This window comes from Cupriavidus sp. 8B (assembly GCF_054589115.1).
Window position 1 is genome coordinate 17,804 of sequence record NZ_BAAILO010000098.1, and the last position, 14,891, is coordinate 32,694.

13 protein-coding genes are annotated in these 14,891 nt (G+C 65.2%); 8 read left to right on the top strand and 5 right to left on the bottom strand.

Annotation, left to right across the window (positions count from 1 at the left end):
- Positions 1-217 precede the first annotated feature (217 nt).
- Complete coding sequence (locus ACYP5B_RS09635) at positions 218-1,219, top strand: Bug family tripartite tricarboxylate transporter substrate binding protein (protein WP_400098461.1); 1,002 nt, start codon at positions 218-220, stop codon at positions 1,217-1,219.
- 150 nt (positions 1,220-1,369) lie between these two features.
- Here ACYP5B_RS09635 and ACYP5B_RS09640 read toward each other — a convergent pair whose 3' ends face one another.
- Together ACYP5B_RS09640 and ACYP5B_RS09645 are read right to left on the bottom strand one after the other, a co-directional pair.
- On the bottom strand, positions 1,370-1,843 hold the full coding sequence (locus tag ACYP5B_RS09640) for an aminoacyl-tRNA deacylase (RefSeq protein ID WP_318237031.1): 474 nt from the start codon (positions 1,841-1,843) through the stop codon (positions 1,370-1,372).
- A 101-nt stretch (positions 1,844-1,944) separates the two neighbouring features.
- A complete protein-coding gene (locus tag ACYP5B_RS09645; RefSeq protein WP_459569430.1) occupies positions 1,945-2,895 on the bottom strand; it encodes a LysR family transcriptional regulator in 951 nt (316 codons plus the stop codon).
- 340 nt (positions 2,896-3,235) lie between these two features.
- Between ACYP5B_RS09645 and ACYP5B_RS09650 the strand changes: the two genes are divergently transcribed.
- From ACYP5B_RS09650 to ACYP5B_RS09670, 5 genes are all read left to right on the top strand, one after another.
- Complete coding sequence (locus tag ACYP5B_RS09650; RefSeq protein WP_459569431.1) at positions 3,236-3,733, top strand: hypothetical protein; 498 nt, start codon at positions 3,236-3,238, stop codon at positions 3,731-3,733.
- Between the two features lie 553 nt (positions 3,734-4,286).
- Positions 4,287-4,607 (top strand): H-NS histone family protein, encoded by a 321-nt coding sequence (locus tag ACYP5B_RS09655; RefSeq protein ID WP_006159731.1) that lies wholly within the window; start codon positions 4,287-4,289, stop codon positions 4,605-4,607.
- Between the two features lie 115 nt (positions 4,608-4,722).
- Positions 4,723-5,154: a lysozyme inhibitor LprI family protein gene (locus ACYP5B_RS09660; RefSeq protein WP_459569432.1), complete on the top strand. Its 432-nt coding sequence runs from the start codon at positions 4,723-4,725 to the stop codon at positions 5,152-5,154.
- 161 nt (positions 5,155-5,315) lie between these two features.
- The gene (locus ACYP5B_RS09665) at positions 5,316-6,473 is read left to right on the top strand and encodes an acyl-CoA dehydrogenase family protein (protein WP_400098469.1); all 1,158 of its coding nucleotides are present in this window, start codon (positions 5,316-5,318) and stop codon (positions 6,471-6,473) included.
- Between the two features lie 143 nt (positions 6,474-6,616).
- Positions 6,617-7,474 (top strand): M78 family metallopeptidase domain-containing protein, encoded by an 858-nt coding sequence (locus ACYP5B_RS09670; RefSeq protein ID WP_459569433.1) that lies wholly within the window; start codon positions 6,617-6,619, stop codon positions 7,472-7,474.
- Between the two features lie 24 nt (positions 7,475-7,498).
- On the opposite strand, the gene ACYP5B_RS09675 is transcribed toward ACYP5B_RS09670, so the two are convergent.
- The 3 genes from ACYP5B_RS09675 to ACYP5B_RS09685 form a co-directional block, all read right to left on the bottom strand.
- Positions 7,499-8,809 (bottom strand): MFS family transporter, encoded by a 1,311-nt coding sequence (locus ACYP5B_RS09675; RefSeq protein WP_459569434.1) that lies wholly within the window; start codon positions 8,807-8,809, stop codon positions 7,499-7,501.
- A 344-nt stretch (positions 8,810-9,153) separates the two neighbouring features.
- On the bottom strand, positions 9,154-9,537 hold the full coding sequence (locus ACYP5B_RS09680) for a PHA-granule associated protein 4 (RefSeq protein WP_318237038.1): 384 nt from the start codon (positions 9,535-9,537) through the stop codon (positions 9,154-9,156).
- A 147-nt stretch (positions 9,538-9,684) separates the two neighbouring features.
- Positions 9,685-12,546 carry a M16 family metallopeptidase gene (locus ACYP5B_RS09685; RefSeq protein ID WP_400098475.1) on the bottom strand — a complete coding sequence of 954 codons (2,862 nt, stop codon included), beginning with the start codon at positions 12,544-12,546 and terminating at the stop codon, positions 9,685-9,687.
- A 310-nt stretch (positions 12,547-12,856) separates the two neighbouring features.
- Between ACYP5B_RS09685 and ACYP5B_RS09690 the strand changes: the two genes are divergently transcribed.
- Positions 12,857-14,347 (top strand): AlkA N-terminal domain-containing protein, encoded by a 1,491-nt coding sequence (locus ACYP5B_RS09690; RefSeq protein ID WP_459569496.1) that lies wholly within the window; start codon positions 12,857-12,859, stop codon positions 14,345-14,347.
- Complete coding sequence (locus ACYP5B_RS09695; protein ID WP_459569435.1) at positions 14,344-14,880, top strand: methylated-DNA--[protein]-cysteine S-methyltransferase; 537 nt, start codon at positions 14,344-14,346, stop codon at positions 14,878-14,880. The genes ACYP5B_RS09690 and ACYP5B_RS09695 overlap by 4 nt, the downstream gene beginning before the upstream one ends.
- The last annotated feature ends 11 nt before the right edge of the window (positions 14,881-14,891 follow it).

The following is a 14,891-nucleotide window of genomic DNA, read 5'->3' on the forward strand; positions in this document are numbered from 1 at the left end:
CAGTGCGCCGCACAAGCAGGATGCACCGCGGCCCGAAGCGGCGCTAACCATCGCGGTGCGCTAGCCAACCCAACACCACGGTAACGGCGGGGGCGGCCCCGTCGCGTCCGCGCGCACCCAGATTCCGTCCCGCACCGGATGGCACAGCACTTGCAATTCAAACGCATCGCCCGTCGCTCCCACCACGACGACTCACTTCCAAAAAGCAAGGAATCCCATGTCCTTCCGTTTGCTCCAACACCGCACCGGCGCCATCGCGCTGGCCACCATGCTGGCCACCGGCCTCATTGCCACCTCGCAGGCGTTTGCACAAGCCACGCACGATTGGCCCACCCAACCCGTGCGCATCGTCGTGCCGTTCCAGGCAGGCTCCGCGACCGATCTCATCACGCGCCAGCTCGGCATCGGCCTGGGCCGCGAATACGGCCAGACCTTCGTCGTGGAGAACCGGCCAGGTGCCGCGGCCATGATCGGCAGCGAGGCCGCCGCGCGCGCGCCTGGCGACGGCTACACCTTGCTGATGTCGGGTCCCGCCTCCATGGTGACCAATCGCTTCCTCTACAAGAAGCTCAGCTACGATCCGGACGCCTTCGAGAAGGTAGCGGTAGTGGCCATCACGCCCAATATCCTGCTGGCCAGCCCGGGCCTGCCCTTCAAGACGCTGCCGGAAATGATCGCTTACGCCAAGGCCAATCCGGGCAAGCTGACCTATGCCTCGTTTGGTGCGGGCACCACGTCGCATATGGCAGGCGAGATGCTCAAGGCCTTGGCGGGCATCGATATCGTCCATGTGCCGTACAAAGGCGCGGGTGAGGCGATTCCCGCGCTGCTATCCGGGCAGGTATCGATGTACTTCGACACCATCATGACGGGGTTGCCGTATGTGAAGGCGGGCAAGCTGCGCGCACTGGGTGTGTCCAACGCCAGGCGCTCGCCGATGGCGCCGGATATTCCCACGATTGCCGAGCAGGGTTATCCGGGCTTTGATATCGCGCCCTGGTATGGGATCGTCGCGCCGAAGGGAACACCGGCCGAGGTGGTTGCCAAGTTGAATGTCTCGATCAACAAGCTGCTCAAGGACCAAGGCTTTCGCGAGAAGCTCGCCGCAACCGGCGCGGAGCCGCGCGGTGGTTCGGTGGCCGAGTTCAACGCCATGGTAGGCGCGGAAATCCCGCGCACGGAGAAGCTGGTGAAGCAGTCGGGGATCAGCCTGCAGTAAGGCCACTGGCGCGAGGCTTAAAAAAACACCCGGCGGGCCGGGTGCCTCGGCTTGCCGACCAAGCCGGATCTGCGTTGTCGTGCGCCTCTCTCCCGCGCAGCGGGAGAGAGGCTGCTGCCTGATACCGGAAAACTAACCAAAGACTGCCCGCTACATCATGTGGCGCGAGAAGCGCCCGTGCTCGGCGCCGGCCATCAGGTCGGCGAACTGGTCGCCGCTCATGTGCACGAGTTGCTGGTGATCGCCGGCTTCGAAGAACACTTCGGGCTGGGCCAGCAGGGCGTCGTCGAGGTAGGTGTGCATGCCGTAGGCCATGGCTACCGGCGGGATGGCGCCCAGGTCGCAATCCTTGAAGACTTCGCGGATCTCGTCCTCGTGGGCCAGTACCAGCGTGCGCCCGCTTTGCGCGCAGATGGCCGCCAGGTTCAGGTGATGGCTGGACGGGATCACGGCGGCTACGTAGCCGATGTCATCCTCCAGCAACAGGGTCTTGGCCAAGCGATCTCCGGGAACGTGCGCTGCCTCCGCAGTGGCCATGCTGCTGAGGGTGTAGGGATGGCGGATGGTGTCGAAACGGCTGTTCCTGCTGTTGAGGCAATTTGCCAGGGTGGTAGCCAAGGCCATGATGCGTCTCCTTCGCTGTACGTTGCGCTCAGGGCCGCGGCGGCCCCTGCGCTTCCTACTATAGACGGTGCCCTTGGCGCCGGGGTGCCCCGCTTAGCGCATCATGCCTCGTCGTGCGCATCCGCGGGTGGCACCTGGCGCGGTTGCGGCCACAAGGCCTGCAGTTCGGTCTTGAGGAAGTTCAGCAGGTAGCGCGTGGCCATGGTCTGGTAGCGGTTGGGCATGGTCAGCATGTAGAGGCGGCTGCCGAACACGCTGATGTGGTAATCCGCCAGTACGGGCAGCAAGGTGCCCGCGTCGAGTTCCGCGCCGATGGCGTAGAGCGGGAAGATGCCCAGGCCAATGTCGCCTAGCACGCCGTCCTTCAGGAAGGCGAAATTCTCCGAGCTCAGCGTGGGCTCCAGCGCCACTTGCTCGCGCACGGCGTCTTTGCCGGTGCCGCGCGTGCCGAAGGCCTTGAGCTTCTGGCCGATGGGGGAGGCGCAGACGATGGCGTGGTCCTTGAGATCGGCCAGGTCGCGCAGCGGCGGTTGTGTGGCCAGGTAGCCGGGAGATCCGCACACCACCCATTCGACCACGCCGATCTCGGTTGCCACCACCGAGTCCGGTGGCGTGGAGATGATGCGCAGTGCCACCTCCACGTCTTCGGACACCAGGTTGTGGATGCGGTTGTCGAACACCACATCGAGGGTGATGTCGGGATAACGGTGCTTGAACTTCACCAGCAGCGGGGAGAGCATCGAGTGCCCCAGCCCGGTGGGCACCGACAAGCGCACGTGGCCTTGCAGGCTCTTGCCCATGCTGGTGATCAGCGCGTTGGCCGCCGCCACTTCACCGAGGATGTTGCGGCCGTGCTCGTACAGGCCGGCGCCGACGGGCGTGGGCTCGACATGCCGGGTGGTCCGGCGCAGCAACTGCACGCCCAGCGCTTCTTCCAGCGCCTTCAGGTGGTAGCTCACGTTGGCGCGGGTCATCTTGAGCTTGCGCGCGGCAGCCGAGAGGTTGCCAGCGTCGACGATGTCCACGAAAAGGCGTAAGGCGTTCAGGTCCATTTGGTGCCTTGGTTTTGTTCGGGTGAAAGCGTGCTGGCATTGACGGGCATGGCGAACAGTTTATCAAGCCGTTGCATGATCCATGCATGAGCACGCAATGCCGGCCGATCCGGGTGGCGGCACGCCATCTAAAGACTGGCAAGCCAAGATAAAGGAATAACGTCAAAGGCCAATTCGCAAAGGATCGCGCCGATGCATTCCCCTTATGTCGAGGCGATGATTTTCGTGAAAGGCGGCTTCGTCCAGTGCGGGGGTGGCGTGGATTGCCACTACAGTTCATCCTGCAGCGGCAATAGCCGCAGCAGGCTTTGGCCGACATGCTGGAGTACGCTCATGTACCGTGAGCTGGTTATCGGCGGTCATCGATTGTCCCAGGCGCGTGTCGGCGGTGTGGCCAAAGGCCTGGGACGGTGCGCGTGCGGCCGGATCGGGCCTGCTGGCGCAGGCTGTCATCAAGGCAGCAGCCACGGCCATGCCCGTCAGCATGCAAGAAGCGGCGGAACTCGCGCGGCACTATCGGCGTCTCAGGGATTTCCACCGGACTATGCGGCATGGTGTATTCCCCAATTTTGGCGTCGCCAGCTCTCTTTGGAATGGCGCGCTTTGCACGGTATTGCCGGCTCGGTCGGCAAGGAAAGGAAAAATCCACTCGGTCTTTTCCTGGGGCGCAATCCGGCTCCTATTGGAAAGACAGTGGGCACTTGAATCCGCAAGCGCGAATGCACCCTATCAAACGCGGTGCCTGAGCCGGTCCGCCGGGGCTTGCGTCGCGCTGGCTGATTGCCATTTCCTGCTTGTTGATGATTGGCCGGGCTTGAATGTCAGGCATCAAGAATAGGGCGCGCGTTGCGCAGTGGATGCCTGCCGGCTTGCGATAAAAAGTGGATATTGCTTAACTTCACGCCCGTGCGCTTATCCAGTTGGGGGCAAATTTGGGAAAGCCAGGCCTGTTCTGGCAGCCTTTCCTATCACATTGTCCATACATCTTTCCTGTCAGTACGGGGATTGCGGCTGCCATGCATGCGGGGCATCGTCCTTTCAAAAGCCTTTCGGGACGTCGCCATATTGCGTCATCGCGCTGTTGAGTGAGTGCGCCGCTATGACGCATGCCAATGAAGGGATCCAATGCCGTCGATGGCATGGCAGAGAAATCCGGCGTATAGGGTATTACCTGAAACCCGAATTGCGATCCGGAATGCGGACGCGTCGCGCACGAATCCGGCATCCAATCGCACCCGCATTGGGCGTGTCCACGGCGTTTTCAATTCTTGTAGAAATTTGGTCGGGTGTATCAACTTCTTACGTGATTGGATTTTCTTTAATCAAACGTGGTAGGCTATGCCAGCAAATCTTCCCTATCATTGAATTAACACCGCTCCAGGAGAATCAAAATGGCAACTTACAAGCAGCTGATTGCAGAGAAGGAAGCGCTCGAAGCAAAGCTGGCCGAGATGCGTGCCAGCGAAGTGGCGGGCGTTATTGCACAGATCCAGGGCCTGATGGCGGAATACGAACTGACGGCCGACGACATCGCCCCGAAGCGCCGCCGGGGCCGCCCGGCCGCCAGCGCGAATGGCGCCGCGGCCAAGCCCAAGGCCAGCCTGCCCCCGAAGTATCGCGATCCCAAGACCGGCGCCACCTGGACGGGCCGTGGCCGCGCACCGGCATGGCTGGGTAAGAACCGCGCACGCTTCCTGATCGCTGAAGCCTGATCGCGCTGCTGTCTTAGTGACGCAGTGGCGCCGGCCCCGCCGGCGCTAGCTTGTCCTCTGGTTTCCCCTTTGCGGGCACTGCGGCAAGCCATTGGCCTAGCCTTGCGCAAGGCCAATGGCGCTCATTACCCAATTCCCCCCGACCCGATATGAAAAAGCGCTGTTTTCAGCGTTGCTGCTTTGCGCGTCTTTTGCCGCGCAGGCGGATGAGAAGTTGCTGTCAAGGCAATACGGGGCTTGCATCGACCGTCCCGATGTCACTACCGCCGGCATGCACGACTGCATCGCCGTGGAGACGGCGCGGCAGGATAAATCCCTGAATACCGCTTATAAGAGCCTTCAACAGGCCCTGTCTCCCACCAGGAGAGCAAAGCTGCTCGACGCCCAGCGCGCATGGTTAAAGTTCCGGGAAGCCAATTGCGGTTTCCAGGCCGATCCCGATGGCGGCACGATCGCCGGTGTCAACGCGTCTGCCTGCTTCATGCAAATGACGGCGGACCGGGCTCGGGAGCTTAGCGATTTCGCCGCCGAAGCGGCAGGGCGCTAGCCAGCACCAGGTCAGCGGCACTCAAGAATGTGTCGTTTTGCGCATTTTTCCTGATTGTCAAAAAGAATTGTCCATTCTGTTCAAGGGCTGTGGGATTGTCAAAACCAGGTGACGGCGTACCATGTTGGCCACATCGTTGCTTGCTTTGACCGGAGAACCCCATGAGCCTGGACGCAGAATCCTTTTCGCTGCTGCGCGCGTCGGTGCAGCGTTTCATCGACGAACGCCTGAAGCCGGCGGAAGACACGCTCGAGGAAACCGACGACGTGCCGGCGGACATCGTTGCCGACATGAAGGAGATGGGCCTGTTCGGGATCTCCATCCCTGAGAACTACGGCGGCATCGGCCTGTCGATGGCGCAGGAATGCGACGTGGTGTACGACCTCGGCCACACTGCCTTTGCCTTCCGCTCGGTTTTCGGCACCAATGTCGGCATCGGCTCGCAGGGCATCCTGATGGATGGCACCGAGGCGCAAAAGCAGGAATATCTGCCGAAGATCGCCAGCGGCGAGCTGGTTATCTCGTTCGCGCTGACCGAGCCCAATGCCGGCTCCGATGCGGCTTCGCTGCAGACCAAGGCCGAGCTCGACGGCGACCACTACGTCATCAACGGCACCAAGCGCTTCATCACCAACGCGCCGCGCGCAGGCGCCTTCACGCTGATGGCGCGCACCGGCGGCGCCGGCGCGTCGGGCATCTCGTCGTTCATCGTGCCGGCCAACACCCCGGGAATTTCGCTTGGCAAGCCGGACAAGAAGATGGGCCAGCGCGGCACCAAGACCTGCGACGTGGTGCTGGAAAACGTGCGCGTGCCTGCCGCCAACATCATCGGCGGCGTGCCCGGCGTTGGCTTCAAGACCGCCATGAAGGTGCTCGACCGTGGCCGCCTGCATATCTCGGCGCTGGCTTGCGGCATGGCGCACCGCCTGATTTCCGATGCCGTGGCCTACGCCAAGGAACGCAAGCAGTTCGGCCAGCCGATTGGCGATTTCCAGCTGATCCAGGCCATGCTGGCCGATAGCCAGGCCGAGCTGTACGCCGGCTTGTCGATGGTGCGCGACTGCGCCCAGCGCTACGATGCCAAGACTCCGGGCAAGAGCGATCCGGAAGTCAGCATGCTGGCTTCGTGCACCAAGATGTTCTGCACCGAGATGGTGGGCCGCGTGGCCGACCGCGCCGTGCAGATCCATGGTGGCGCCGGTTATATCGCCGAGTACAAGGCAGAGCGTTTCTATCGCGACGTGCGCTTGCTGCGCCTGTACGAAGGCACCACGCAGATCCAGCAATTGATTATCGCCAAGCAATTGCTGCGCGACTGATCGGAGGGCGCGCATGCACGGCCGGCCGTGCCGGCGGCATCCGCGCATGGCCCGTGCCGCGCCTGTGCCGCGAATGCACTGCGCGCGCGGGCCAATTGATGCGCGCAACGCAATGTCCTGTTGTCTCAACGGAGGCTGCCCCGATGGCTTTTGCCGCTCTCAATCTTCCCGCCCACACCACGGATTTTCGATCCTCGCGTGCCCGCTTGCGCCTCGGTGCGGCGCCCTCGCAAGCGATTCCTGGCAACGACGACGCGGGTCCCGATAGCGCCGCCCCGTGCTATCCGATCATCGCAGCGCTGATGGCGTGCGCCGCGCGGCCCGCCTATACGCCGCTGGACTGCATCCGCCTGGCGCTCGACGCCGCCGTCGCGCTGGGCCGCGACGATCCGGTCTCCTCGGTCCAGCCCACTCGCCTGCAAAGCTTCGATGGCGCGCTGTATCGCACCGGCACGGGCGCATGGATCATTCTCTACAGCGATAGCCTGGCAGCGCCGGATGTGCGCTTCATGATTGCGTACCTGCTGGGCCGCCAGCTTCTGGGCGGCAGCGAGCTGGACTACGTGGAATGCACCAACGCTGAGTTGATGGCCATGCCGGACGATGACTCGGCCGGCGGGCTCGCCTATGCCTTTGCCAGCCGGCTGATGATGCCGCTCAATGCCTGCCGACTGGCCTTGCCCGGCGCGGTGGACCTCGACGTGCTGGACGCGCTGGCCGAGCGCCTCTGCCTGCCGGTGCATCATGTGGCGCGGCGCTGGCTGTCCTATACCTCGCGCAAGGCCGTGCTGACGCTCATGCGCGATGGCGTTGCGCTGGGCACGTGGGCGAGCGAGACGGCGTTCGGGCTGCAGGCGGATGACGTCGGTGGCGGCAAGGGGGCGCGCGCGGCGTCGCAGGCGCTGCTGCTTGGCGACGGTGTGAGCATCGAGCTGGCCGTGGGCCCCAGGCATGTGGCGGCCCGGGCAGGCGTGCACCAGCGCGCTGTCTTTCCCGTCTGACGCCCCATCTGACGCCCCGGCGCGTCAGCGATCGTGGTGCAGGTACTTGGCCTGCCGCGGCAGCCGGAAGCTGACCAGGAACACGATCGCCATCATCGCGGTCACGTACCAGTAGAAGCTGGATTCGTGGCCCAGCGATTTCAGGTCCAGCGCGACATATTCGGCGGAGCCGCCGAAGATCGCGTTGGCCACGGCATAGGCCAGCCCCACCCCCAGCGCCCGGATCTCGGTCGGGAACATCTCGGCCTTGACGATGCCGCTGATGGAGGTGTAGAGGCTCACGATGGCCAGCGCGAGGGAAATCAGCACGAAGGCGACAAAGGGGCTCTTCACGCTCCCGAGCGCCGTCAGGACCGGAACTGTGGTCAGCGCGCCAAGTGCACCGAACAGCAGCATATTGTTGCGCCGCCCGATGCGGTCCGACAGCGCGCCGAAAAACGGCTGCATGCACATGTAGAAGAACAGGCAGCAGGTCATCACGTAGCTGGCCGTCTTGATCGACATGCCGGCCGAGTTGACCAGGTACTTCTGCATATACGTGGTGAACGTATAAAAGATCAGCGAGCCGCCCGCGGTGTAGCCAAGCACGGTGAAGAAGGCCGCCTTGTGATTGCGGAACAGCTCCGTGAGCGTACCGGCCTCCTTGCTCGCCCGGGTGGCGGCGGAGGTCGTCTCATGCAGGGTCCGGCGCAGGAACAGCGCCACGACCGCCGTGATGGCGCCGATCACGAACGGGATGCGCCAGCCCCACGCCTTGAGCTCCGCCTCGTCGAGGAACTGCTGCAGCACCACCACCACGAGCACCGCCAGCAACTGGCCGCCGATCAGCGTGACATACTGGAACGACGAGAAAAATCCCCGCTGGCCCTTGAGTGCCACCTCGCTCATATAGGTGGCGGTGGTGCCGTATTCGCCGCCGACGGACAGCCCTTGCAGCAGCCGCGCGACCAGCAGCAGCGCCGGTGCCCAGGCGCCAATGCTGTTGTAGGAGGGCAGGCAGGCGATCATCAGCGAGCCGCAGCACATCATCGTTACTGAAATCAGCAGCGAGTTCTTGCGGCCATGCCGGTCGGCAATCCGCCCGAAGAGCCACCCACCTATCGGCCGCATCAGGAAGCCCGCGGCAAATACACCGGCGGTGTTCAGCAATTGCGCCGTGGGATCGGATTTGGGGAAGAAGGCCCCCGCGAAGTAGATGGCGCAGAACGCGTAGACGTAGAAGTCGAACCACTCGACGAGGTTGCCGGAAGACGCGGCCACGATCGCGTAGATGCGCTTGCGCTTTTCCTCGGTGCTCGGCGGTGCATCGAAAAGGGGGGCGGACAGGTCTGTCATGGTTTGTCTCTTCCTTTCGGCAAGTCGCCCACACGAAGAAAGCCGTGGTGCGAGATCGGCACGCAGAGTTCCAATGTAGTGCGATTGCGCCGTGATTGCGGCACAGGGTGACCTGTCTTGCACTACTTGGGGATGCGGGAGGGATAGGCTGGCGAGAAGGCGCGGCGCTTGTAGCCGCGGCGTGCCGGCCGAAAAAACGCGTCTGGCCGCATTGCGCGGCAGGGCTGGCGCCGTGGGTCGCGGCAGCGGCGAGGCGACTGGCCAGGACCGCTGCGTTTGACGTGAATAACGCCTATTGGTGTGTCTTGCTTTGTCTTGCTGTGTCTTGCTACGTTTTGCCTGCGTTACTGCGCGTCTTGCGGCCAGACTCCGTCCACATCCCTTAGCAGATGGCCTGCCAGGATGTAGTCCCCCAGCCGGGTCGCCTTGGCTTCGAGATCGAGCAGCTCATGGTCGGCCAGCGTGCCAAGATCGAACTGGCAATACAGATTGCGCTGCCTGAAGGTGGTCTTGGTCTTAGCCAGCCCTTCGATCAGGGCTTCGCGCGAATGGACAGCAATGCTTTCCTGTCCGCGGTATTGCACTTTGATGCCGCGTTTCTCTCCGAGCCGGCCGAGTTCGACGGCGTCCTGCCATCCGGTTTCATAGTCCAGCTCAAGCGCCAGCACATCTTTCGATGCGAGAAGCCGAAGCGCTTCTGCTTTGCTGCTAGCTCGCACTATTGACATCCACACCTCTTATATCGTCTTATACTGTACGAATATACAGTCAACGCGTCATTGCGGCAAGGGGTTGTCCCCAAGCCGTTTGGACTACTGCGCCAGCGGCGTCTTCCGCCGCCCTGCGTTGCCACTATTTTCCTCCAGTATTGCCCTTTAGGGGACGGTCACGGCTTCGTTTGCCGTACTGCCCGCCTTTATCGTCGCCCCGGCATCTTGCGCTGCCGTGACAGAGAAGTCCCCCGCGTAGACATGCACCACCCGAGCCGGGTCCAGGTGCTTGCGGATGGCCGCGTTGACCTGTTCGACGGTCGCCGCGGCGATAGCTTGCTCGTATTCCGTGACAAAGCGCATCGTGCGCCCCAGAAATAGCTGGCTGGCGAGCGTGCCGGCCAACGCGGAATCGCTGGTGCGGGCCAGTGTGCCTTGCTGCAGCAGGCCACTCCTGGCTTGTGCCAGCTCCTCCGGCGTGATGCCAGCGGCTGCCAGCCGCGACAGTTCTTCTTCCACGCCACGCTTGAGCTTGTCCAGGTTCTGCGGCGCATAGAGCGCTTGCATGCCGAAGCGCCCGTTGGTGTCGAGCGCGCCCACCTGAATGAAACTGCCGACACTGTAACTGATGCCGTCGCGTTGGCGCAGGCGATCCGCCAGCCGGCTCTTGAGCGCGCTCCCGCCGAACACGCGGTTGGCGATCACCAATGCCGGATATTCCGGTGCATCGCTGGTCAGCGCGACTGGTAGCGCGGCCAGGTAGATGGCATTGGCCTTGTCCGGCGTCTCGTGGGTCAGGTGGGCCGGTGCCAGCGGCACGAAGGGGCGTTCGATGCGGGCATAGGACACCTGGGCCTGCCAGTCGCCGAACAGCGTGGCCAGTTGCGCCTGTGCCGCCTGGCGGTCGAAGTCGCCAACCAGCGCCACCTGGCCGTGGCTCGCGCCATAGAAGCGCGTGTGGAAGGCGCGCAGGTCGGCCAGGCGCACTTGCCGCAGCGCCGCGATGCTCTCCTGCGGGGTGCCGACATAGCGCGGATCCCCCGATGGGTAGGGATTGCCGTGACGGCCAAGCACATTCGATGCGATCGCCTCGGGCTGGCCCAGGCCGCTCTCGATGCCGGCGATGGCGTTGGCCCGCAGGGTCTCGAACTCGGCGGCGGGCAGGCTGGGCTCGCGCAGGATGTCGCGCAGCAGCGCCAGCGTCTCGGCCAGCGTTTCGCGCCGCGCTTCAAAACGCACGGTGACCGCCTCGCCGTCGCCCTGGACCGACACCACCGCCTTGAGCTCGGACAGGCGGTCGGCGATCTGCTGCCGCTCCAGGCGGGCGGTGCCGCGCATCAGCATGGCGGCGGTGAGGCTGCCGACGGCGTCCTGGCCTTGCAGGCTGGTGACGTCGCCCATGCGCAGGATCAGCGTGCCGTTGACGGTCTGGCCGCGGCTGGGTTTGGGCAGCAGCGCGAACTGCATGCCGTTGGCCAGCTTGCCGCGCAGCGTGTGCGCCTCGATATTGTCCGGGCTAGGGTCGAACGCCGCCACTGCGGCCTTGGCCGGCTTGCCCTGGTAGGCGGCCACCAGCGCGGCGACGTCCGGCGCGGCGGGCATGGTGGCCCGGGCCAGCGTCTCGGCCGGCGCATCGCCGGGCATGTCGATGGGGATGAAGCGGCCGAGCGTGCGGTTGCTGGCGCGCAGGTAGTTTTGCGCGACCCGTTGCAGGTCGGCCAGCGTGACGCGCTCCGCCTGCTGGCGTGCCACCAGCAGCAGGCGCCAGTCACCCTTGGCGATGGCCTCGGACAAGGCGATGGCGTAGCCGGAAGGATTCTCCAGCAGGCGCTCATAGCTGTTGAGCAGGCGGGTGCGGGCGCGGTCCAGTTCCACCTGCGTCACCGGCCGGGCGGCGAAGCCCTCCACCTGCGCCACCAGCGCCTGGCGCGCGGCTTCGAGGTCCTGCGTCTTGCTCAGCCCGGCGGCGAACAGCACCGAGCCGGGATCCTTCATGCCCGCTACCGAGCCAAACTGCCAACTGGCCTTGCCGCTCTCGACCAGCGCCTTGTACAGGCGGCCGCCCGAGCCATCGGTGAGGATATCGGACAGCAGCTGCAGGGCCACCGTATCCGGATGCGCGCCCGGCGCGATGTGGTACTGCACCGCGACCAGTTGCGAGTCGCCGACGCGGCGCAGCGTCACCTCGCGCGCGCCCTCCTGCGGCGGCTCAACCGTGTACTGGGCCGGCAGCGCGCGCGTGGGCCGGGGGATCGCGCCGAAGTACTTGCCGATGCGTGCCAGCGTGGTGGCCACGTCGAACTTGCCGGCCACCACCAGCACCGCGTTGTCGGGCTGGTAATAGCGGCGGTAGAAGTCCTGCAGGTTGCCGATGGCAACGTTCTCCACGTCGCTGCGCGCGCCGATCGGCGCCTTGCCGTAGTTGTGCCAGCGGTAGGCGGCCGAGCGCATCTGCTGCATCAGCATGCTGCCGGGATTGTTCTCGGCGCGTTCCATCTCGTTGCGCACCACCGTCATCTCGCTGTCGAGCGCCTCGCGGGCGATAAAGCTGTTGACCATGCGGTCCGCTTCCATCTTCAGCGCCCAGTCCAGGTTCTCCTCGCTGGCGGTGAAGCTCTCGTAGTAGTTGGTGCGGTCGAAGGCCGTGGTGCCGTTGAACTGCATGCCGCGGCGCGTGAGCTCCTGCGCGATGGTGTTGCCGGGCTGCGCCGGCGTGCCCTTGAACAGCAGGTGCTCGAGCAAGTGCGCCATGCCGGTCTCGCCATAGTTCTCATGGCGGCTGCCGACCAGGTAGGTCATGTTGACCGTGGTGACGGGCTGCGCTGCGTCGGGCGCCAGCAGCACGCGCAGGCCGTTGGGAAGCCGGTACTCGGTAATGCCTTCCACGCTGGCGACTTCCGCCGGCGCCGCGGTGGGCAGCTTCGCGGCGGCAGGCGCGGGCGCGGCAGGCACGCCAGGCGCGGCGTTCGCGGATACGCTGAAAGCCAGGGCCAGCAGGAAGGAAAGACGCTTGATGATGGGACGCATGCGGAATTCGAAGAGTGAGTGGGCAGCCTCGCGGCGGAATCCGCGGAAATTCGCTGAAGATCTGCTCGAGATCCGCGGGAGCCTGCGGGGCGCGGCAAGGCGGTGGCATTGACGGCCCGGTGGCTGATTCTATCCGGTGCCAGCGAGCGTGGCGGCAAGCCTTGGCGTTTCCCGGACGATTCATGGTGAATTTGGGAAGTTTCCGCACGTCTTGCGCTCCACTCGGCGCTGAAAAAGGCGCCTCCGGGCCGCCGAGGCAAATGTCCGAATCCAGCTATTCCGGCCCGGCCAACGGAGTAGCATGCTGCCTATGAAACTCGATCCGGATACCTGCTACAAGGCCGTGGCCTCGCACGACCGCCGCTTCGACGGACGCTTCTTCGTGGGCGTGTCGTCCACCGGCGTCTACTGCCGGCCGATCTGCGCGGTGCGCACGCCCAAGCGCGAAAACTGCACCTTCTACGACACCGCGGCCGCGGCCGAGAAACAAGGCTTCCGGCCCTGCCTGCGCTGCCGGCCCGAGCTGGCGCCGGGCCACGGCCTGGCCGACCTGTCAGGGCGCCTGGCCCAGGCCGCGGCCACGCTGATCGACGAGGGTTTCATGGTGGATGCCGGCGTGGCCGGGCTGGCCGCGCGCATCGGCATTACCGAGCGCCACCTGCGCCGGCTGTTCGATGCGCAGTTCGGCGTCTCGGTACTGGAGTACGCGCAGACGCAACGATTGCTGCTGGCCAAGCGCCTCCTGACCGATACGGGGCTGACCGTAACCGACGTGGCGCACGCCGCCGGCTTTGGCAGCGTGCGGCGCTTCAACGACGTGCTCAAGACGCGCTACGGGCTGACGCCCATGGCCATGCGTAAGCGCGCCGCCGACAACGTGGCCGACGAGCTGGTGTTCGAGCTGGGTTACCGCCCGCCGATGGCCTGGACCGCGTTCCTGCAATTCCTGGGCGTGCGCGCGGTGGACGGCATCGAGCAGCTTGGCGATGGCACCTACGCGCGCACGCTGGCCATCGACAGCAGCGGCCGCACGCATCTCGGCTGGCTGCAGCTGGAGCATGTAGCGCGCCGCCATGTGATCAAGGTGACGTTGTCCGCTTCGCTGGCGCACGTGATTCCGCAAGCGCTGGGCCGCGTACGGCGGCTGTGCGACCTGGGTTGCCGGCCCGATGTGGTCGACCAGCACCTCGGGCCGCTGGCCGCCGAAGCACCCGGCATGCGCCTGCCCGGCGCGGTGGACGGCTTCGAGATCGCGGTGCGCGCGGTGGTGGGCCAGGTGATCTCGGTGAAGCACGCGCGCACGCTGCTGGCGCGGCTAGCCGAGCGCCACGGGTTGACACTGGCACAGCCCACGCCGACGCTGCGCTTTACGTTTCCCGGCGCGGCTGCGCTGGCTGGTGTGCCGCCCGAGGCCCTGCGCGAGATCGGCATCCCGCTGGGCAAGGGCCGGGCCATCCATGCCATCGCCAGCCGCGTGGCGGCGGGCGAACTCAAGCTGGAGCCCAACGCCGCGCCGGAAGACACCATGGCGCGGCTGCGCGAGATCGAAGGCGTTGGCGACTGGACCGCGCAATACGTGGCCATGCGCGCGCTCGGCTGGCCGGATGCCTTCCCCGGCACCGACTACGTCTTGCGCAAGGTGCTCGGCATCGCTACTGTGCGAGGCATGAACCAGCACGTCGCGCAGTGGGCACCATGGCGCGCTTACGCCGCCATCCACCTGTGGCGGCGCCACGAAGAACACAAGTCGGGCAAGTCGTACAAGTCGGAACGAGACGGCAAGACAAAGGACACACCATGATTGCATACCGCATCGTCGCCAGCCCGTTGGGCGAAGTGCTGTTGCGCGTCGACGGCGCGCGCTTGAGCGGGCTGTTCTTCTCCGGGCAGAAGTACTATCCGGCGGCGGCCATGCCGGACATGAGCGTGCCCGCCGCCGCCCGGCCCGTATTCGAGCAGGCCGCCGATGAGCTGGCCGACTACTTTGCCGAGCGCCTGCAGGCCTTCACCGTGCCCATGGTGCTGGGCGGCAGCCCCTTCCAGCATGCGGTCTGGCAGGCACTGTGCGAGATCCCGTTTGGCGAGACCACGTCGTATGGCGAACTGGGCGCCGGGCTGGGCCTGGGGCCGACCCATGCGCGCGCGATCGGCGGGGCGGTAGGGCGCAACCCCTTGTCGGTGATCGTGCCTTGCCATCGCGTGCTGGGCGCCAGCGGAGACCTCACAGGCTATGCCGGCGGCACCGACCGCAAGCGCGCGCTGCTGCGGCTGGAAGGCACCGCCGCGGCCATGGCGCTGCCCATCCTGCGTCAGTCAGCGTTAGCGTTTCAGTAAGCGGCATCGCG